Annotated in this window: 18 protein-coding genes and 1 riboswitch; of the genes, 16 read left to right on the top strand and 2 right to left on the bottom strand. The window is 39.4% G+C overall.

Features of this window, described 5'->3' with window-relative positions; translation table 11 throughout:
* The first annotated feature begins 1,435 nt into the window (after positions 1-1,435).
* The 10 genes from AC1M9I_RS00365 (at position 1,436) to uca (ending at position 12,917) form a co-directional block, all read left to right on the top strand.
* The gene (locus AC1M9I_RS00365) at positions 1,436-1,876 is read left to right on the top strand and encodes a hypothetical protein (protein WP_481594556.1); all 441 of its coding nucleotides are present in this window, start codon (positions 1,436-1,438) and stop codon (positions 1,874-1,876) included.
* Positions 1,877-2,006: 130 nt separating this feature from the next.
* On the top strand, positions 2,007-2,990 hold the full coding sequence (locus AC1M9I_RS00370) for a putative oxygenase MesX (protein ID WP_481594557.1): 984 nt from the start codon (positions 2,007-2,009) through the stop codon (positions 2,988-2,990).
* A gap of 50 nt (positions 2,991-3,040) precedes the next feature.
* Positions 3,041-4,084 (top strand): methionine synthase, encoded by a 1,044-nt coding sequence (locus tag AC1M9I_RS00375; RefSeq protein WP_481591114.1) that lies wholly within the window; start codon positions 3,041-3,043, stop codon positions 4,082-4,084.
* Between the two features lie 96 nt (positions 4,085-4,180).
* Positions 4,181-4,675, top strand: a complete 495-nt coding sequence (locus AC1M9I_RS00380; protein WP_481592758.1) for a flavin reductase — start codon at positions 4,181-4,183, stop codon at positions 4,673-4,675.
* A 43-nt stretch (positions 4,676-4,718) separates the two neighbouring features.
* Entirely contained in the window at positions 4,719-5,519 is an 801-nt protein-coding gene (locus AC1M9I_RS00385) for a sulfite exporter TauE/SafE family protein (protein ID WP_481594558.1), read from the top strand.
* Positions 5,520-5,622: 103 nt separating this feature from the next.
* A complete protein-coding gene (locus AC1M9I_RS00390; RefSeq protein ID WP_180027730.1) occupies positions 5,623-6,540 on the top strand; it encodes a LysR family transcriptional regulator in 918 nt (305 codons plus the stop codon).
* Positions 6,541-6,840: 300 nt separating this feature from the next.
* Entirely contained in the window at positions 6,841-7,503 is a 663-nt protein-coding gene (locus AC1M9I_RS00395; protein ID WP_481592744.1) for a hypothetical protein, read from the top strand.
* Between the two features lie 232 nt (positions 7,504-7,735).
* A riboswitch (guanidine-I (ykkC/yxkD leader) is annotated at positions 7,736-7,847 on the top strand.
* A 28-nt stretch (positions 7,848-7,875) separates the two neighbouring features.
* Entirely contained in the window at positions 7,876-8,613 is a 738-nt protein-coding gene (locus tag AC1M9I_RS00400; protein WP_481592743.1) for an urea amidolyase associated protein UAAP1, read from the top strand.
* A gap of 15 nt (positions 8,614-8,628) precedes the next feature.
* Complete coding sequence (locus tag AC1M9I_RS00405; RefSeq protein WP_481592742.1) at positions 8,629-9,294, top strand: urea amidolyase associated protein UAAP2; 666 nt, start codon at positions 8,629-8,631, stop codon at positions 9,292-9,294.
* 2 nt (positions 9,295-9,296) lie between these two features.
* A complete protein-coding gene (gene uca, locus AC1M9I_RS00410) occupies positions 9,297-12,917 on the top strand; it encodes an urea carboxylase (RefSeq protein WP_481594559.1) in 3,621 nt (1,206 codons plus the stop codon).
* Positions 12,918-12,957: 40 nt separating this feature from the next.
* Here the strand turns inward: uca and AC1M9I_RS00415 are convergent, their stop codons facing one another.
* Positions 12,958-14,835, bottom strand: a complete 1,878-nt coding sequence (locus AC1M9I_RS00415) for an AAA family ATPase (protein WP_481594560.1) — start codon at positions 14,833-14,835, stop codon at positions 12,958-12,960.
* Positions 14,836-15,059: 224 nt separating this feature from the next.
* Positions 15,060-15,437, bottom strand: coding sequence for a winged helix-turn-helix transcriptional regulator (locus tag AC1M9I_RS00420; RefSeq protein ID WP_481594561.1), 378 nt, complete (start codon positions 15,435-15,437; stop codon positions 15,060-15,062).
* 128 nt (positions 15,438-15,565) lie between these two features.
* On the opposite strand from AC1M9I_RS00420, the gene AC1M9I_RS00425 reads away from it, so the two are divergent.
* From AC1M9I_RS00425 to AC1M9I_RS00450, 6 genes are all read left to right on the top strand, one after another.
* Complete coding sequence (locus AC1M9I_RS00425; RefSeq protein ID WP_481594562.1) at positions 15,566-16,423, top strand: SDR family oxidoreductase; 858 nt, start codon at positions 15,566-15,568, stop codon at positions 16,421-16,423.
* A gap of 41 nt (positions 16,424-16,464) precedes the next feature.
* A complete protein-coding gene (locus AC1M9I_RS00430; protein ID WP_035263843.1) occupies positions 16,465-17,097 on the top strand; it encodes an NAD(P)H-dependent oxidoreductase in 633 nt (210 codons plus the stop codon).
* Positions 17,098-17,352: 255 nt separating this feature from the next.
* Positions 17,353-17,478 carry a hypothetical protein gene (locus AC1M9I_RS00435; RefSeq protein WP_257219874.1) on the top strand — a complete coding sequence of 42 codons (126 nt, stop codon included), beginning with the start codon at positions 17,353-17,355 and terminating at the stop codon, positions 17,476-17,478.
* A complete protein-coding gene (locus AC1M9I_RS00440) occupies positions 17,471-17,914 on the top strand; it encodes a CopG family ribbon-helix-helix protein (RefSeq protein ID WP_481594563.1) in 444 nt (147 codons plus the stop codon). The genes AC1M9I_RS00435 and AC1M9I_RS00440 overlap by 8 nt, the downstream gene beginning before the upstream one ends.
* A gap of 11 nt (positions 17,915-17,925) precedes the next feature.
* Positions 17,926-19,734 carry an allophanate hydrolase gene (atzF, locus tag AC1M9I_RS00445; protein WP_481594564.1) on the top strand — a complete coding sequence of 603 codons (1,809 nt, stop codon included), beginning with the start codon at positions 17,926-17,928 and terminating at the stop codon, positions 19,732-19,734.
* Positions 19,731-20,747, top strand: a complete 1,017-nt coding sequence (locus tag AC1M9I_RS00450) for an ABC transporter substrate-binding protein (protein ID WP_179998167.1) — start codon at positions 19,731-19,733, stop codon at positions 20,745-20,747. Before atzF ends, AC1M9I_RS00450 begins: the two co-directional genes overlap by 4 nt.
* Positions 20,748-20,898 lie beyond the last annotated feature (151 nt).

Genomic DNA, 20,898 nt, shown 5'->3' on the forward strand with positions numbered 1-20,898 from the left:
GAGAAACACGACCAGTGTTCCATTAACCTTTCTTTTCTACATATTGTCCAACATGCTCACACATGTGCCGACTCAAGTTTTCGCAATGAGCATCCCGACTGAAAAAATCGAAATGTTTTAGGATTCGCTTTAAGCTAGCTATCTCATTTAATACAAATCTTACTATGAAGATTGGTATCACAATTTCCGCAAGTAAATACTTGCTTTATATGCGCTACTCACCATCGCTCCCACACTGAAAAAATACAGCAGACTTTTAACCAATTTAAGCCTTTTTATTCAGTGCTTCCCAAGTTATTTCAAAGTGTCTTAATGTGCAGACCGTTTATCCTCTCGCCTGTATACATACTTCCTGTTTCCCCCGACCGTAGTTCCTTAAAAATATCGGGATATGATGTATACACAACTTTGTAAAGGGTAAAACTCTTACACTCCAATCAGCATCTATCGATTAATGCCGTTACACGTTTAAGCTATCCAGCGATCCATTCAGCTTGCGCAAAATGGTGCCAGCTTTTCCAGCGTTAGCCTCAAAGCCCTAGTACCTTACGGCACTCTCAGCAGCCATCGTGATTGGAAATGAGCATACTTTTCCAAGTAAAAAACTTGTTCGATCAAGCATACACATTCAGCTATTAACGGAGACTATCGCACATCCTATGCTGCTCCTGACTGTATCACTTTGAACAGGGTTTCAATGTTCCACTATTTTCATAATTTCACACCTAACTTGGCTATTACTAACCAAATGACCATTTCACGATAAATCGCTTATAGGCTCCCGTTTCCTTGTCGCCCAACCACTTTTTATTTGCTTGGAACTCTTAAAAAGTGAATGAACGGATAGAAAAAGGATATTGCAATCCTCTAGCCCCCGTTGCAACGTACCGAGCGAGGTTTCCCCAGCAGTCCGCTACATCGGCAATATGAAGATGGTTAGTCTTATATTCAGGGCAATATGTATCAAAGTTTTTGAATGGTGGTCAGCCATTCAAACAACTTCAAAAAAGAAAGTTGGAATGGATGGTCAATCCACAATTCGATTGATATGCAGCCATATTATCAAAGTTAATTTAATATATCAATAATGTTGATATACTATTTAAACAAGTATAAGATTTGCTGATCAAGGTTCGTAATGCGCATTAGGAACTACTTTATTGTCACCTTACAACGTGAGGTGACAGTGCTAGCGCAATTTGATTAATGCTGATTGCTGACGCGCTCAGCAAAATGGGAAATGTAGAGAAAATTATTGTTGATGAACAATTCAAAAATGGATGAAGAAATTTGGACTTAAGTGGATTGTTGATTGACATGAAAAGTGCATAGTTGGATGACATAAAATGATTGATTACAGCCCCACACAAAATACACCGCACAAAAAATTCAAGATAAGGTCACAAGAGGATCATATTTTTACTGCAAATTTATAGTGCAAACTGAGTTAGGTAAAATTGATATTGAAAAGATTATTCATAAATTAACCGAACGATATTCATTAAATTTAACCAGTCGGCAAAGAACATATCGACTAAAACAAGGATTACCTGTTGCTGATCTCATTGTTCAAGACATTCTTTATAAAGATGCATGGTTATTTGTCTTGTTGATCAAAACCCCCAATAGCCATCGTCACAGCAAAGAAACCATAGGCAAAGTGACTTCAACAACCGTATCAGCATATACATCAAAAGATAAAATTGCTGAACTTGAACCTGTCATCTGGGACAGAATTACAGTCGGGCAAGAATTAACTTTTATCCGTCAATACTATAAAGACAATGAACAATTTAATTTCATATTGAATAAACCTTATCTATGCTTAGATTTTGGGAAATGTGAGGCTGAATTAGTACGGTTAAGCCTGAAATAGCGAATATGCTTTAACATGAGGGATTCTCATCTTAAGCTGAATTTATATCGTTTTACTCACTTTATTATTCACGTTTAAATACAGCCATTCAGAAATTTAGTTTCTTATAAAATTTTAGGTGGCAATCTCCATGAGTACAGCATTTGAGTGTTCAATTAAACGTATCCGTTTTGATGAAAACTATACGCCAGCAGAAAGTACACGTTTGACTACAAACTTTGCTAATTTGGCTCGTGGTGAAAGTCGTCAGGAAAATCTGCGCCGTACACTTGCGATGATCAACAACCGTTTTAATAGCTTGGCGACTGTCGATAATCCTAAAGGTGATCGCTATTCACTTGAGATCGACATCATTTCTGCAGAAATTGATATCGAAGGCAATGGACAAACTTTCCCATTTATTGAAACACTGAAAAGTGTGGTGATTGACCACCAAACAGGTGAACGTATTGAAGGTATGATTGGCAATAGCTTCTCATCTTATGTGCGTGATTATGACTTCAGTGTGGTATTGCCTCAGTTGGGTTTTGGCGTGGGTGAAAAACCTGAAGATTTTGGTAATCTACATGGCAAATTGTATAAACATCTGGTGAATTCAGCAGTATTTAAAGCAGAATTCAACAAAGAACCGGTAATTTGCTTAAGTGTTTCAACCTCTAAAACCTATTACCGTACCACCAACGTACATCCTATTTTGGGTGTGGAATACAAAAATGATGAATATTCACGTACCGATGAATATTTTGCCAAAATGGGCTTACGTGTACGTTATTTCAAACCTGAAGGTGGTAACGCACCACTCGCATTCTATTTCGCTGGAGATTTACTTCGTGATTACACTGATTTTGAATTGATCAGTGCGATTGCAACTATGGAAAGCTTTCAAAAAATCTACCGTCCTGAAATTTACAATACTAACTCACCAGCAGGCGTGGAATATAAACCAAGCTTAAGCTATGGCGACTACTCACTAACTCGTATTGTTTATGACCGTGTAGAACGTGCTGAGTTAGCAGTCAAACAAGGTAAATGGACAGAAGAAAATTTCATTAAGCCTTATCAAGACATTTTAAATGAATGGGCTGAAAATTTCGAAGTCGAAACAGCTGCTTAAAACATCCAATTGATATACAGATTCACGAATTTAGAGAAAGAAGATTAGACATGGCACTTACACCACCGAAATTATTACTCCCAACTTCAACTGCGGGTAGTTTACCGAAACCATCTTGGTTAGCTGAGCCTGAAAAACTATGGTCTGCATGGAAACTCGAAGGGGAAGAGCTTCTTGAGGCAAAACGTGATGCATTGAAATTATCATTACATGAGCAAGTCACTGCTGGTATTGATATCGTGAGTGATGGTGAACAAACCCGTCAGCACTTCGTCACTACATTTATTGAGCATCTTGAAGGTGTAGATTTCGAAAAGCGTGAAACCATGCGTATTCGTAATCGTTATGATGCAAGTGTACCTTCTGTTGTGGGCGAAGTTTCTCGTAAACAAGCGGTATTTGTTGAAGATGCGAAATTCTTGCGTAGCCAAACCAATCAGCCAATTAAATGGGCGTTGCCTGGTCCAATGACCATGATTGATACTTTATTTGATGGTCACTACAAGAGCCGTGAAAAATTGGCTTGGGAATTTGCCAAAATTTTAAACCAAGAAGCTTTAGAGCTCGAAGCAGTAGGCGTGGATATTATCCAATTCGATGAACCGGCGTTTAACGTATTCTTCGATGAAGTAAATGATTGGGGGGTACCAACCCTAGAGCGTGCACTTGAAGGTTTAAAATGTGAAACTGCGGTTCATATTTGCTACGGTTACGGTATTAAAGCCAATACCGATTGGAAACAAACTTTGGGTAATGAATGGCGTCAATACGAAGAGTCATTTCCGAAGCTACAACAATCTAAGCTCGATATTATTTCGCTTGAATGCCAAAACTCACGTGTGCCAATGGATTTGATTGAATTGATTCGTGGTAAGAAAGTCATGGTAGGTGCAATTGATGTGGCAACTAATCAAGTTGAAACCGCAGAAGAAGTCGCGAATACCCTGCGTAAAGCTTTGCAATTTGTGGACGCGGATAAGCTTTATCCATCAACGAACTGTGGTATGACGCCGCTCTCTCGTCAAGTGGCACGTGGCAAGCTTGAGGCTTTAAGTGCTGGAGCTGCCATTGTCCGTAAAGAGCTAGAAGCTTAATCAAACGTAGTCTTGCATTAATCAGGGCAAATCGTCGCAAGATCATTTGTTCTGTCTAATGTACGACACGTCATATGTATATTTGAGATGAAAGAGATGATTGAAGCAACAGACTTTAGAAATGCAATGTCTTTACTTACAACTGCGGTAAATGTGATTACAACCACAGGCGAAGCAGGGATGCATGGCTTTACTGCATCTGCGGTATGTAGTGTCACAGATACTCCGCCAACACTATTAGTCTGTATGAATCAGTCCTCTCGTTCACATGCACATTTTGTTGAAAATAAAGTCTTAGCTGTAAACGTACTGAGTACTCAGCATGAACAGCTTTCGAATGCTTTTGCTTCAAGCAAGCTCAGCTCAGAAGATCGTTTCAGACTAGGTGATTGGATTGATTTAAAAACTGGGTCGCCGATTTTAGAAGATGCTTTAGTCAGTTTTGATTGCGAGATTGAGAATATTCAACAAGTCGGTACACATAGTATTTTTTTATGCCGTGTGACTGCAGTAAAGCAAAGTAATCAAGAAGAAAGTTTGGTGTACTTTAACCGTGCTTATCATCAAGTGGGTCAGTTGGAACACGCTTAACTCAACCCCTTAATCCCTTCATCTTTTTAAAAGTTAGTCTATTGTGGAACTTATAACCTTTTTAATCATCGGTGCATTTGCTGGTTTTGCGGCTGGGCTGTTTGGTGTAGGCGGTGGTACGATTATTGTGCCACTACTTTTTATTGTCTTTACCCAAATGGGTTATGATCATGATGTAATTATGCATCTGGCACTAGGAACATCTTTAGCAACAATCGTTGTCACTTCGATTAGCTCATTAATGGCACACCATAAAAATGGTGCTGTGCTATGGCCTGTATTTAAAAATTTAGCTCCACCCATGGCCATCGGCTGTTTTGCAGGTGCTGGAATTGCTGGTTTGTTACCGGGATTACATCTTCAAATCATGGTCGGCTTATTTTTGATTTGGGTGGCGTATACTATGTTTACAGGCGCGAACAAAGCAGTTAATTCAACAATGGCTCTTCCTTCATCAAGTCAGCAAGTTGCAGCAGGTAGTGTCATTGGGATTGCATCGGCACTCTTTGGGATAGGTGGTGGTAGTCTGACCGTTCCATATCTGAATCGTTATGGGGTCGTGATGCAAAAGTCTGTCGGTACATCTGCTGCTTGTGGATTACCAATAGCTCTAGCTGGTGCTATAGGGTTTATGGTTTTTGGTATGACTGCTGAGATCAATGTGCCGAATACCATCGGGTATGTTCATATTTATGCTTTGATTGGCATTAGTGTGATGAGTTTTATAACAGCAAAATTTGGTGCCAAAACTGCACATGCCTTATCGCCAGCAATGTTAAAGAAATGTTTCGCTGTCTTGTTGGTTATCATAGGAAGTATCTTCCTTGTAAAAGGATTGATTTAATTTCACCCAAATGTCTTATCAGCCTAGATAGCTCATTTAATGTGGGCTAAAGCGAAGATTTTAATATATCCCTAGAGGGATCATGATTTGAGTTTTTTCCCATATGATCGAACTAAAACATTTGAAAATGCTATTGGCTTTGAGAGAGCATGGCTCTTTAGTCGCTGCAGCGAGTGATCTCTGCATTACACCTTCAGCCGTATCTCATCAGTTACGTGAGCTTGATCAGTGGATGGGGGTTGAAGTCGTCAACCGCAAGACGAGACCAATTACTTTTTCTAATGTTGGTTTAAGACTGTTGCAGTTAGCGGATGAAATTTTACCGCAAGTTCAGATTGCTCAAAGTGATATCACGCGTATTATCCATGGGCAAACTGGTAGAATTACATTTTCTTCAGAATGCCATAGTTGTTTTGATTGGCTCATGCCGATATTAAATCAGTATCGAAACCAATATCCTGATGTTGATTTAGATTTTGCATCAGGGTTTGAAGCAAATCCTCATGAATTGCTACAAAATGGCGAATTTGATTTGTTGATTACTGCAGACCCAATTGCATTAAAAGGAGTTGAATATTTCCCAGTATTTGAATATGAATCACGACTTGTTTTATCTACAACACATCCTTTGGTACGTGCAAAAAACATTACTGTTCAAGATTTAGCTGAAGAAACGCTGATTACATTTCCAGTAGACAAACATCGTTTAGATATCATGTCGAAGTTGTTCATTCCTGCAAATATTCTTCCAAAAAATATTCGAACCACAGATCTGACCCAGATGCTGATTCAGTTAGTCGCAAGTGGGCGTGGAATCGCAGCTTTACCAGATTGGGTGGTAAACGAATATGAAACCAAAGGGTGGGTCACTTCACGTCGCCTAGATTGCGTTGCACCAGAGGGGTTAAGGCGTACTTTATATGCAGGTTTTCGAACTGAAGATAAGGAAAAAGATTATTTCGATTCATTTATAAAAAAATTAGCTAAATTTTCAGAATCAAGAAAACTTTATTACATGTAAGAAAGTTTAATCATTCTGAATAAAGTGAAGATTGAACCTCGAATGAATCTTCATATAAATAATGAGCGAAGTTAAGATGAAAATTAGATAGTCGCTATTATTTGTATGAAGACGATTTTTTTGCTTTTGATTATACTTTTTTAACTAAGATTGATGTCTGACATCGAGACATTGGACTCATCATCTGTTTGTAGAAAGTAAACGATTTGATCTCAGTCCATTGTCCACCATTTTGGTCATTTATCTAAGTGTTTTTTTTAATTATAAAACTCAATTCATTATAAATTTAAGATTATATCCATGATACAACTCATACCTTCATTTTCAGTCTCAGACTATCTCAGCTTATTTTCGATTATTTGTACGACGCTTATAGGTATCGTCGCTGTCTTTTACGGTCGAAAAACGTATTTTGTGAGTCTGAGAAGTTTTAATGAAAATAAAAATTTATATGAGGCTGCATCTTTTTACATTCGAGAATTTATCTCTGTAAGTCCGAATAAAACAATAGATCCTTTTTTGAAGAAAATTGCCAGTGATCAACTCAATGGCGGTGTTGAGATTCCTTCATTCTTAACCGATATACTTATACGCAAATATGCAGATTACTATTTTTACTTAGTGAAGTCCCTTCGCACTACATGGAAATTTTTTAAAGTTGAAAATGGAGAAATTCAATGTATTTATTCAGAACGGGAATTAGTCTTTAAAGGGTTAGCGTATGGTGCCTTATATACCGTCACCGGTTCTTTAGCTTTTTTTATATTTTCAAATTTTACTTGGTTTTTAGCTCGTTATACCTCAGATAGTGCATTAAACACAGGGATGACTTTAATCATTTTACTTGTATTTCTTTTGTTCGTAGCACTTGGAAGCTTAGTTATGATTTTTAGGTTAATCACTGTGCGTGATATCAACCAGAGTCTAAACCTACTTAAGCAATCAGAAAATAACCGCTCATAACAAACAAAATAGAATCATGTGTTAGCTTTTTTCTTTGCACAAGAAAATTGCACGCAGGTTAATTTCGGTGCTTCCCGAGTATTCTTTACTCCGACTGATTCAACAGATTTACTTGAATTAAGTTCTGTTCAATACAATCAGCTCTAAGAGAAATGTTATATATCAAGCGACAGTAATACTAAAACACAAAAGAGTATTACTTTGGCACAGCCTTTGCATCTATCTATTCAATCATAAAGTGATCTAGGGTTCCGATACATGAAGTTTCATGTAGGTCTGCGACCGAGAGTTCACGGCTTAAGTTGCAAGCTCAAGCTACACGGAGGGATAAAAGCCCGGGAGGTAAACCGTAAAAGATTGGGATGGATGCATATGAGCACAATAAATTATCACGAAGATCAAGTCCTTTGGACAGAACGTTTACCGGGTGGACACCACTGGTCAGCACGCATTCAGCGTGGCGCAGTATTACAACTCAAAGCCTTAGGTAAAAATGCCAATGTGGCACTGTACTGCGTCAATAGCGAAGACAAGCTCGAACGGTATAACATGCCAGACAGCTTAAAAGGGCAACATACGGCATTTTTAAGCACTGGGCATATCCTTGCATCGGACCTTGGTCGCGCGATGATTTCCATTGTCAAAGATGACCACGGTTGGAATGATGCATTTTGTGCACCATGCAATGCACAGCAAATTGAACAACAATTTGGTTCAAAAACGTTTCAAGATGCACGCAACGACATGTACCGTAACGGTAAAGATTCTTTACTGCTTGAAATGACCAAGTTTGGTTTATCTGCAACAGACCTGAGCAGTACGTTAAATCTGTTTTCTAAAGTTCAACCGGATGACCATGGTAATCTCAGCTATGTAGCATCTGACAATACGAATCAAGTGATTGAACTCCGCATTGAAATGGATTGCTTGGTGTTTTTATCATCCGCACCGCATGCTTTAGATTACAGCGCTGAATATTCTCCTGCCGATGTTCAATTGTCTTTATACAAAGCACTTCCTTTAAGCGGCAACGATATATGTCGTGATTCATGCCCGCAAAATCAGAGAGCATTTCAAAACAATAATCGTTACTACGCACTCAGCGCTTAATTGGGGAGAATAATCATGACAGCTTTAGCTAATTTACAAAACAGCTTAGAAAAAACGGTCCTTAGCGAAGTATGTCCTGCCGGTGAAGCATGGATGTGCGAAGTCAAAAAAGGACAATATTTCCGTATTGTGGATTTAGAAGGCAACCAAGCGGTGGATACGCTCTTTATCTCGACATCAAACCCTGAAGAGCGTTATAGCGCAACTGATACCTTAGCGATTAATCAACAAATCTATTTAGAAAAAGGCACACCCTTATACACCAACTTTGGCAACAAAATTGCCACCATTCATGATGATAACTGCGGTCGTCATGATACTTTAGGCGGGGCATGTTCATGTGAAAGTAACACGGTGCGTTATGCACATGACAAATATCCAATGCACAGCTGCCGTAATAATTTCATGATTGCATTGTCTCAGCATCCGATTGCGAAAAAACACGGCTTAAACGTGCGTCACATCGGTCCAAATATTAACTTCTTTATGAATGTGCCCGTGACCTCTGAGGGGCATCTAAAGTTTGATGATGGTATTTCTGCACCGGGTAAATATGTGGAAATTAAAGCGGAAATGGATTTAATCGTGCTGATCTCCAACTGCCCACAACTGAATAATCCTTGTAATGCCTATAACCCAACCAAAATTCAATTGATCATCCGTGAAGGCGAGGACGCATAACCATGACTAAAAAATATGGATTGAATAAAGTTTTGATCGCCAACCGTGGTGCAATTGCGTGTCGTGTCATTCGTACCCTTAAAAAACTCGGTATCCAATCAGTTGCAGTCTATTCAGAGGCCGATCGTGATTCACTGCATGTGACTTTAGCGGATGAAGCGGTGTATATCGGTGAAGCACCAGCCAGCCAAAGCTACTTAAACGTTGAAAAAATCTTAGAGGTTGCTAAACAAACCGGCGCACAAGCCATTCATCCGGGATATGGCTTCTTGTCTGAAAATGCTGAATTCTGCGACCTATGTGAATCACAAGGCGTTGCTTTTATTGGACCAAATTCTGCGCAGATGCGTGCCTTTGGTCTTAAACACACGGCACGTGAACTTGCGATTCAAGCCAATGTACCGCTACTTCCGGGTAGTCAGTTATTGGCGGATGAAGCTGAAGCCTTAACGGAAGCGAATCGTATTGGTTATCCTGTGATGCTGAAAAGTACCGCAGGTGGCGGTGGGATCGGCATGCGCTTGGTATGGAATGAAGCTGAACTGAAAGATGCTTATGCAACCGTGTCTTATTTAGCCCAAGCCAACTTTAAAGATGCCGGTTTGTACTTAGAGAAATTTGTGCAAAATGCCCGTCATATCGAAGTGCAAATTTTTGGTGATGGCCAAGGGCAGGTGATCGCACTCGGTGAGCGTGATTGTTCGGTACAGCGTCGTAACCAAAAAGTGATTGAGGAAACCCCGGCACCGCATATCAATGATGAACAACGTGCCTATATCCAAAATGTTGCCATTCAACTGATGCAATCGGTGAACTACCGTTCTGCCGGTACGGTTGAATTTGTGATGGATACAGACACCCAAGAATTCTATTTCTTGGAAGTGAACACCCGTCTACAAGTGGAACATGGTGTGACTGAGCAAGTCTTTGGTGTGGACTTGGTGGAATGGATGGTGACATTAGCCAGCGGTGATTGGACCGCGCCAACTAAAAAATTGGAATCTAATGGTCATTCGATTCAAGTACGTTTATATGCTGAAGACCCAATCAAAAACTTCCAACCAAGTGCCGGTTTACTGACACATGTTGAGTTTGATGCTAATGCCCGTAATGAAACATGGGTAGAAACAGGCTCGAATGTATCGTCATTCTATGACCCGATGATTGCTAAAATCATTGTCACAGCAGGCGATCGTTCTTCTGCGATTCAAGCCATGACGGATACTTTGGCGAAATCTTCAGTTGCAGGGATTGAAACCAATCTTGAATATTTACAAAACATTATCGACTGTGATGTGTTTAAAGTAGGGACACAAACCACACGTTTCTTAAATACTTTTGAATGGAAAACCCAAAAGATTGAAGTGTTACAAGCTGGCATTCAAACTGCTGTGCAAGATGTTACAGGACGTTTGGGCTACTGGGATGTTGGTGTGCCACCATCAGGTGCGATTGATCCATTATCACTCAATGTTGCGAACCAATTGCTTGGCAATGCGTATAACACTGCAGGCTTAGAATGTACGCTACAAGGTCCAACGTTAAAATTCCATTGTGACAGTCAAATTGTGCTTGCCGGTGGCGATATGCCGTCGACTCTAGATGGTCAGTCTGTGCCAATGTGGCAAACTATCAATGTGCGTAAAGGTCAGATTTTAAAATGTGGCAAAATTACAACAGGTTGCCGCACCTATATCGGCATCAAAGGAGGTTTGAATGTGCCTGAATATCTCGGCTCACAAGCGACCTTTACCCTCGGTCAGTTTGGCGGTCATGCAGGGCGTAACTTACTGATTGGCGATATGCTTCCAATTACGGCATTTACAAGTGATGAAGTGAAAAGCCTTGCGCCTGAACAAGTGCCGTCATTTAGTCATGAATGGGAAATTGCGGTGATGTATGGCCCGCATGGTGCACCTGATTTCTTTACTAAAAATGATATTGATACCTTCTTTGCCAATACTTTTGAGATTCACTTTAACTCAAGCCGGACCGGTATCCGTTTAATTGGTCCAAAGCCTGAATGGGCACGTGAGGATGGTGGTGAAGCGGGTCTGCATCCATCGAATATTCATGACAATGCCTATGCGATTGGTGCGATTGATTTCACCGGTGATATGCCGATTATTTTGGGTCCAGATGGCCCAAGTTTGGGCGGCTTTGTATGTCCTGCGGTGGTGATCAACTCTGAGCTATGGAAACTCGGTCAGCTTAAAGCGGGTGATAAAGTGAAATTTGTCCCTGTAAGCTATCACCAAGCCAAACTTTTAAATGAAAAATATCATGCGCAATTAGAAGCTTCAGATACAGAAGCGGTGGCATTTGATGAGTCTTTCTATCCTGAACTCGCAACTCTAAAAAATGCGGTTCTCGATACCTTAAAAGGTGAAAATGGTGCGCCTGATGTGGTGTATCGTCCTGCCGGCAACAACTACATGTTGGTGGAATATGGCGAATTGGTGCTGGATCTAAACTTACGTTTCCGTATTCATGCCCTCATGCAATGGGTTCAAAAACAGAATATTCAGGGCATTATTGACCTAACACCGGGTATTCGTTCGCTACAAATCCATTTTGACTCGATCAAACTCGATCAGCTTGATTTACTGCGTTTATTGCAAGTGGCTGAAGCTGAATTGCCTGATGTGACCGAGATGCAAGTCCCATCACGGACTGTATATTTACCACTGGCTTGGGAAGATTCACAAACGCAACTTGCCACCGAGCGCTATATGCAAACCGTTCGTCCAGATGCACCGTGGTGTCCGGACAATATCGAATTTATTCGTCGTATTAATGGCTTAAAAGATAAACAAGCTGTGAAAGATGTGGTGTATGACGCAAGTTATTTGGTCATGGGCTTGGGCGATGTTTATCTCGGTGCTCCTGTCGCAACACCACTTGATCCGCGTCAGCGTTTGGTGACGACCAAATATAACCCTGCACGTACATGGACCCCTGAAAATGCCGTGGGCATTGGTGGTGCTTATATGTGCGTGTATGGCATGGAAGGTCCGGGGGGCTATCAGTTTGTTGGTCGTACCACGCAAATGTGGTCACGCTACCGTAAAAATGCTGACTTTGAGCAAGGCAAACCGTGGTTACTGCGTTTCTTTGACCAAATTAAATTCTATGAAGTGTCTGAAGAAGAACTGATGCAGATGCGTGAGGACTTTAAAGCTGGTCGCTTAAAACTGCGTCTTGAAGAAGGCGTATTAAACTTAAAAGAGTACAACGACTTCTTAACTGAAAACCAAGAGTCCATTTCGGCATTTAAGTCTGTGCTACAAGCCAACTTTGATGCAGAACGTCGTCGTTGGCATGAGGCAGGACTTGCAGAATACGTGTCTGAAAGCCTTGATACTGTGGATGATAGTGAAGGCGTGGAAGTGCCTGAAGGGGGCTGTGCGGTGGAATCACATATGCCGGGTTCAATTTGGAAAATTGAATGTCAGTCAGGGGATATTGTGGAAGAAGGCGCTACGCTTGCCGTGATTGAAGCGATGAAGATTGAGATTCCAATTATTGCGCCTGAACGTATGAAGGTTGAAGCGATTAGCATTGAAAAAGGGCAAACTGTGAAAACAGGGCAGGTGTTGTTTACGTTAGCGCCAGTGGCTTGATGAAATTGATATAAAAAAGACCGCTTAGGCGGTCTTTTTTCTAATTTGAATTACACCTTTCAATATGCTTAAAAATACGCTCACACAAATCTTTAGCTTTTGGTGTAAGTTGCCAATCAGGATTTTCATCAAAATCTTTGATGATTTCACGACAAAAATCTAATTTGTATTTGATCGTACCTACACCTATTCCATCAGCAAACAAAGATTTTTTGGTTTTAGACGATGGTTTTTTTAATTTAATATCCAAAAGTTTACCAATACCAAATTCTTTATGAACGAAATAGTTTTCATCAGTAATACTATTAATTAAAGAAATATCATAGCTATCTTTTGTTTTAGATCTCATTCGATTAAATCTTTGAATAGCTACTCTAACTATAGAATCTTTAGGTAGCGTATTTTCCGTTTCTTTACATTCTAAAATTAGGTAGTTTTCTTTCTTTAACTCACTTCTTAAGACTTGAATTCGATCAGCTTTATTTTCAATATCACCATCTGCAATCAGTAGCATTTCACTTGCAACGGCTTTAGCACTTAAACCTTTATCTTCTAGTTGGTCTGCATAATTATCGCTAAAACACCAATGCACTAAGTTACTGCCTGCATACTCTACAAACGTATAGTGATAATTGGGCATGAAGCGACGATACTTTTTATAAAGCTCCTCATTAGATTCCTCTAATTCAGCTAAATATTTTTCCATGTATTTAGTGATATAGAGCCGATCTGTAATCCCTTCGACCCAAATTGTACAGTTTGCCAAATAAACCGAAGAAGGGCGTACACCGAGAGAAGCAAGTAAGTCACGATCTCGGTCACAGCGGTAAATTTTAAACTCAAACTCATTGGAGTTTTCTTTAGGTTGTTTTACAAACTTTTGAATCATGACCTGGTCTGATTCATCTGCCATATCTAAAAGGTGATTAGAGTGAGTGGTAAAGAAATAATAATGGTTAGTTTCATTCAAATAGAAATTCATTAATTGACGAACCATACCTGCATGCATATGAAGTTCTGGTTCTTCTATAAAGAAAGCATGTGTTTTATCTTTGTTGATAAATGCTTCATAAGTCAAAATGATGGCTTGTTGCAGACCATCACCTAATTGAGATATAGCAAATTGTTTATCTTTACCAATTTTAATATTCACAACGTCTTGATCATGTTTAGGAATCAATGAAACAGCTTCGTTATCAAAGAAATATTGGCTTAAATTTTTTTCATAACTTTTTATGAGTTCACGTTGTTCAGGCTCACCCAATAAATGAACTTTTAGTTCATGATAAAGATTTTCACCCGTGATAATATTTTTAGCATTGAATTTAGCTGTATCAGAAAAATAATCTTTTTGGGCACGTTCGATGTATGGTTGTCTGTTTTCTTGATTTGTAACAGGGCGCATGCCTCTTAATATAGGAATGTAAAATTTATAATAAAAATTATTTTCTTGATGAAATTTCTGGGTTTGCTGGTCATAAATTTCCAATAAATCTGGAAATTTATTTTCTACATTTGTGACGTAAAATTTTCTAATTTCGGTTAGATTATTATCCCAACTTTTTTTAAAATTGACTCTTGAATTTATTTTTAGATTATTCAATGTTGTTTGAATTAAATTTAGAAAAGACTCTTTTAGATTTCCACCATAACTATTTTGGAATGCAAAATTCCTTGGATAGATGTCAGATGCAATATCTTTTAAAGCCAATAGCATTGAAGAGGGATCGACATAATTAATTTCTGTAAATTTTATGTCAGTGCTAAAAAGTGATCTTAAAAATCTACTTTTACCTGCATTATTTTTGCCAATAAAGAAATTAAGTCGTTTTATTTCTATAACTTCATCATATTCCGTATCATTGTCAGAACTATAATTTTTTAAATTTTCAGCCCAATAATATAATTTTTCTGTCATAAAAAGCCCCCAAACATGGAAGCTAATTTAGCAGTAATTTATTAATTTCAAAGTGATAACAAAACACTAAGATTCCCAAAAACAAAATCACTAACTCAGATGATGTTTATAAAGTGAAATTGAGATCGGCAGGCGATTTCTTGGTTTACCAAGTTATCGATGCAAAAATTGTGGTATTGATTTTAGATATAGACAGCCTTGATACGATCTATAAAAAATTATAATTATTTCAAACTCTCTTTATGCTCTTGTCCCCAAACCGCCATTTGAACCATCAACTTTTCTAGGCCACGACCTGATGGCGTCAGATCATACATTGAGGTTGTTTTACCCGTAGTTTCATCAACAGACTCAATTTTTTCAACAACATTGTTCAATTCAAGTTCTTTGAGCTCTTTAGAAATCATTCTGGGTGTAATGCCTTGCAGCAGACGTTCAATCTCATTAAAACGGCGTGGCTGTTTAATCATGGTTGCAACAATCGCTAATTTCCATTTGCCATTAATGACGTTCATGGCATTTTTAAGCGCCACAATAAACATCAAATTACATTGGTCATCTTCGCTTAATGTTTCAGCATTCTCTTTCATAAAATCAGCCATCTATCCTCCCATCTCGTCATAAAATTTAATCAAATGAAATCCTAAATTCACTATACAACAGTATAGTGATCTCGTTTTTTAACTCGCCTATAAATTACATCATTGCAAAAATAATCCAAGGTTATTGAATGATTTTAGTTACTGGTGCTACTGGCCATTTAGGGCGAAGTGTAGTGCAACAATTAAAGCAACAGTTACAAAACAACGAATTTGCTGTATTGGCGAGAAACTTAGAAAAAGCCAAACCTTATGTCAATGAACATATTGAAGTCCGTGAAGGAGATTTCAATCAACCTGAAAGTTTGATCAAAGCCTTTCATGGTATCGACAAGTTACTTCTCATTTCAACGATGGAAATGAATCGCTTTGAACAACATAAGAATGTCATCGATGCTGCGCGTGAAGCAGGTGTTCAACATGTGTATTACACAGGTTTGTCCATTCAAAATATTGAAAATTCAGCGGTGAAAGATTTGATGATCAGTCATTTTCAAACTGAAGATTACCTCAAAGCAAGCGGACTGAAATATACACTCCTACGCAACACCATGTATGCAGAAGCGATTCCACAAATTATCGGTGAAAGGGTCATCGATACAGGCATCCAGCTCTCTGGAGGAGCGGGAAAAGTGCCTTATGTGCTAAGAGCAGAGTTAGGAGAAGCAATAGCAAATGCCTTAATTCAAAATGATCATGAGAATAAGGTCTATGAGTTAGTCGGCAGCCAAACTTATAGCTATCAAGATATTGCTGATGAGCTAAGTCAACTTAAAACAATACCAATGGAATATCACGATCTCACTGAAGAAGCCTATCAACAGCTGTTAAAAAGAATCGGTTTGCCCGAATTTCTGATCTATCTCACACATGGCACAGTTGTAGATATTAAACATCGACAGTATGAAGTTCAAAGCCAAGATTTAGAAAAACTTTTAGGTCGTCCAAGCCAATCACTCAAATCAATGTTGGCGAGTTTATACGCTTAAAGAATTAAAAATATTCACATTTAAATATTATAGGTAAATACATGAAATTATTAGAAGCTTTACAGTGGCGTTATGCAACCAAACAAATGACTGGTGAAAAACTACCGCAAGAATTAGTCGATCAAATTCTTGAAGCTGCGCGCTTAGCACCGACCTCAGCGGGCTTACAACCGTTCCATATTATCTCGATCAGCAACCAAGAACTTAAAGAGAAAATTTCACCAGTTGCATTGAATCAACCGCAAATTACCCAGTCCTCGCATCTTTTGGTATTTACGGCTTGGGATACGATTCCAGACGAGCGTATCGATGAACGCTATAACGCAATGAATCGTGAGCGTCATTTACCTTTAGATACGACCATGGATGTGGTGCAAAACTTAAAGAACCTGTTCTCGACGTTTACTGAAGAGCAGCAATACCACCATACTGCAAAACAGGCTCATATTGGTTTTGGTATGGCAATTGCGGCAGCAGCTGAGTTAGGTGTAGATGCAACGCCAATGGAAGGTTTTGATAAAGACGGTCTGGATGAATTATTAGGTTTAAAAGAAAAAGGCTTAAAGTCTGTGGTGCTATTGGCACTAGGTCGCCGTAATCCAGAAAAAGATTGGTTAATTGGATTGAAGAAATTCCGTATTCCGCGTGAGGAGTTCGTCACTGATATCCAGTAAAGTATTTCATTAGAACAAGAAGACAAAATAATAACCATTCGAGTTGACCGTCTATCTCCAGAAAGGCGGTCTTTTTGCATTTCTGAACATTGAACAAATCAAGTGCACAATTTTGATTCATGCACATTTTTGAATCTTTCCGACGACTTTTTTTTCTAGCTCTCTTTTATATATCTCAAGAAAAGTTTTGGCACGCTTTCTGCATTTACCAAGTATTACCAATTCTTTTTTTTGTAATACCTAGAGGTGCTGCAGATGACGACAAATCAATCCAAACAATCGAAGCATCCCATCCTTCAATTCTTCATTGAACTGATGAGTGTCCGTGCGGGTTTACACCTACAACAATCTCAAAAACCTAAGGAGCTCAAACGTGCCTAAACAGAAGCTGGCGCGGATCAGCATCACTTTACCTGAACATACATTGCAGGCTATGGATCAAAAAATTGTAGATCAACATTATGAAAGCCGATCTCAAGCCATTGTTGACATGATTAACCACCATTTGATCAATGACCTTGTTAGCCGAAATGAAGTCATGGTCGGTACTTTAACCTTATTGTATGACGTCAGTTTAAAGCCATTAAGAACACAACTTATTGATTTACAGCAACAGTTTTTGACTCAGGTGATTAGTTCACTACATATCCAATTAGATGATGACAAAGTCATGCAGGTGATGTTGATGCAAGGGGTCAGCAGTGACCTAAAAGCCATCAGTGAGCAATTTAAAGCATTAAAAGGGGTAATTAAGGGGCATTTAGAGCTGATGGATGCAGTCATGCCACCTATTCCTCAAAATTCGGAACACGTATAAGGAGCACCGCCGTGCAGACATTATGGACTATACAAGATTGGCAACAGGCTTATGCAAATCAAACTATTCAACTGAATGATTTGAAGCGTTATGTTGCTGAATTCTCCAATGATGATCACGCTTGGATTTCAATAGCCAGTGCCGAGCAAATACAGGCGCAGATTGATGCATTGGCCCATCAGGATATTGCTGATCTTCCGTTATATGGCGTGCCATTTGCTGTCAAAGACAATATTGATGTTGCTGGATTCTATACCACTGCGGCGTGCCCAGATGCGGCTTATTTAGCAACGCAAGATGCAACCGTCGTCGCTAAGCTTAAATCTGCTGGTGCAATCGTGGTGGGCAAGACCAATCTAGATCAATTTGCCACGGGATTGGTTGGCGTGCGTTCACCCTATGGGGCTGTAAAAAACAGTTTCAATCCGGATTATATTAGCGGTGGATCAAGCTCTGGCTCAGCGGTTGCAGTAGCAAATGGATATGTACCGTTCGCCCTCGGTACTGATACAGCTGGTTCCGGCAGAGTTCCCGCGGGTTTAAATAATATTGTCGGACTCAAACCAACCAAAGGCTGGTTTTCAGCCACAGGTTTAATCCCTGCATGTCGAAGTATTGATGTGATCTCAATTTTTGCAACTCAAGTAGAGGATGCTTGGACAGTAGCGCAATTGATGCAAGGTTATGATGCGACCGATGCTTATTCAAGACAGCATCCGAGAACAGTTCCGACACAATTTTCGAAGGGCAAGATTGCAATCCCAGATCACTTAGAATTTTATGGTGATACTCAAAGTGAGCAAGCATTTCAAACAGCCATTGCTCGAATGAAATCGCTCGGATTTCAAGTTGAAGAGATTGATTTCACAGTATTTAATCAATTGGCTGCTGAATTGTATAACCGCTCATGGGTTGCGGAGCGTACGCATGCCGTCGAACACAAAGTTCGACGTGAGCAATGTCATCCGGTAATTAAGCAAATTATTGATCAAGCTGATCAATTCAATGCTGTAGACGTGATGCAAGATGAGTATCAGCGTGCAGAATGGGCTAGGCAGATCAATCTTCAATTAGAAAATTATGATGCGTTGATGGTGCCAACAGCTCCTACGATTTATCGCATTGCAGATGTTGAAGCAGATCCGATCCAAAAGAATTCGCATATGGGGGCTTATACCAATTTTGTTAATTTTGCTGATTTATCTGCATTGGCACTTCCGAATGTCATCCGTGATGATGGTTTGCCAAGTGGTATCACTTTAGTTGCTGGCGCTTGGATGGATCAAGCTTTGGCACACTTCGGTCAGCAATGGCATGCGACTTCAGGATTAAATTTAGCAACGTCAAAGCAAGGCTATCAAATTCATAAATCAATAGGATCTGAGCACACCGTTAAATTGGCAGTGGTGGGAGCACATCTTACAGGCATGCCGCTGAATTTTCAGTTAACGAGCAGACAAGCCACCTTGGTTAAAAAAACGCGTACTGCGCCGTATTACAAACTATTTGCTTTAAAAAATACTCAGCCACCTAAGCCGGGGCTACAACGAGATACATCAGGTCATTCTATTGAAGTGGAAGTGTGGGATGTACCAAGAGCATTGTTCGGTGACATTGTTGCTGAAGTCCCAGCACCACTTGGTATTGGCAATGTCCAACTCATTGATGGAACATGGGTGAAAGGCTTTATATGTGAAAACCATGCTTTAGCAGATGCACTTGATATCAGTCACTTTGGTGGATGGCGTGATTATATTCAAGCCTCAAATTTTACCAATACTAAATTTAAGTGCACGAGCATTGGTGAGGTGGTGCAATGAAAACGATGGTATGGGGAGTCATTGGAACTGCATTGTTATTCGTGGGTTGTGATAAAACCGCAAAAATTCCAGAACCAAGTCAACATGCTCAAGCCGAAAAATCAATGCAACCGATTCGGATTGGTTACAGTGATTGGCCGGGATGGGTGGCATGGCAAGTTGCTATTGAGAAAGGGTGGTTTAAAGAAGCTGGATTAAACGTAGAGTTTAAATGGTTTGATTATTCAGCCTCTATGAATGCTTTTGCAGCAAACCAATTGGATGCGGTTTCTGTTTCACATGGGGATAATTTGGTCATCGCCTCAGGTGGAACGCGTGGCATTATGATTTTAGCAACTGATTATTCATCAGGGAATGATGTCATTCTTGCAAAAGAGGGCATTCATAGTGTGGCAGATCTTAAGGGTAAAACGATTGCAGTCGAAAAAGGGCTGGTCGATCATAATTTATTGAATACCGCACTTTCAGATCAAAATATATCAGCCAATGAAATCAAACTGATTAATGCAGCAACCAACGAATTACCCCAAGTGTTTAGCAGCCCAGATGTGGATGCCATCGCTGTATGGCAACCTGTAGCAAATCAAGCTTTAAAAAGCGTAGCTGGGTCCAAAATCATCTATAGTTCTCAAGATAAACCAGGATTGATCTATGATACGTTGACGGTAAATATGACGCATTTATCTAGGCATCAAGCAGAATGGAAAAAAGTGCTACAAGTATGGGATCGAACCGTCAAATATATTCAAGATCCTGAGACCAGAAACGATGCTTTGATGATTATGTCTAAGCGTGTTGGTGTTGAACCTGAGCAATATGAACAATTTATTCAAGGCACACATTTGTTGGATCTTGAGGCAAATCAAAAGGTATTTAAACGCTCCTCAACTTTAGATTCTATTTATGGATCAACTTATCATGTTAATAAGTTTAATCTTGAAAATGGAGTTTATACGGTAAAACTAGATATTGATGGGCTGATTTATCCAAAATTGGTTGAATCATTTAAATAAAAAAAAGCCCAGTGCAGAGGGGCTTGCACTGGGCATAAAGTTGGACTGAATGATTGGTCGGTAGAGCAACAGAGTTGCCTACCTTGTATGGATTAAGAATAGATAAAAATGAAAAAACTAGGAAACGGATTAAAATTATAAAATCAATCGT

The sequence above is a fragment of the Acinetobacter sp. ANC_7553 genome (assembly GCF_056779895.1).

Bases quoted from the DNA above. Each gene is read 5' to 3' on its own strand.
- AC1M9I_RS00405 (WP_481592742.1), top strand. From the start codon at position 8,629: ATGACAGCTTTAGCTAATTTACAAAACAGCTTAGAAAAAACGGTCCTT.
- AC1M9I_RS00415 (WP_481594560.1), bottom strand. From the start codon at position 14,835: ATGACAGAAAAATTATATTATTGGGCTGAAAATTTAAAAAATTATAGT.
- uca (WP_481594559.1), top strand. From the start codon at position 9,297: ATGACTAAAAAATATGGATTGAATAAAGTTTTGATCGCCAACCGTGGT.
- AC1M9I_RS00395 (WP_481592744.1), top strand. From the start codon at position 6,841: ATGATACAACTCATACCTTCATTTTCAGTCTCAGACTATCTCAGCTTA.
- AC1M9I_RS00425 (WP_481594562.1), top strand. From the start codon at position 15,566: ATGATTTTAGTTACTGGTGCTACTGGCCATTTAGGGCGAAGTGTAGTG.
- AC1M9I_RS00420 (WP_481594561.1), bottom strand. From the start codon at position 15,437: ATGGCTGATTTTATGAAAGAGAATGCTGAAACATTAAGCGAAGATGAC.
- AC1M9I_RS00390 (WP_180027730.1), top strand. From the start codon at position 5,623: ATGATCGAACTAAAACATTTGAAAATGCTATTGGCTTTGAGAGAGCAT.
- AC1M9I_RS00380 (WP_481592758.1), top strand. From the start codon at position 4,181: ATGATTGAAGCAACAGACTTTAGAAATGCAATGTCTTTACTTACAACT.
- AC1M9I_RS00450 (WP_179998167.1), top strand. From the start codon at position 19,731: ATGAAAACGATGGTATGGGGAGTCATTGGAACTGCATTGTTATTCGTG.
- AC1M9I_RS00370 (WP_481594557.1), top strand. From the start codon at position 2,007: ATGAGTACAGCATTTGAGTGTTCAATTAAACGTATCCGTTTTGATGAA.
- AC1M9I_RS00375 (WP_481591114.1), top strand. From the start codon at position 3,041: ATGGCACTTACACCACCGAAATTATTACTCCCAACTTCAACTGCGGGT.
- AC1M9I_RS00430 (WP_035263843.1), top strand. From the start codon at position 16,465: ATGAAATTATTAGAAGCTTTACAGTGGCGTTATGCAACCAAACAAATG.
- AC1M9I_RS00435 (WP_257219874.1), top strand. From the start codon at position 17,353: ATGACGACAAATCAATCCAAACAATCGAAGCATCCCATCCTTCAATTC.
- AC1M9I_RS00400 (WP_481592743.1), top strand. From the start codon at position 7,876: ATGAGCACAATAAATTATCACGAAGATCAAGTCCTTTGGACAGAACGT.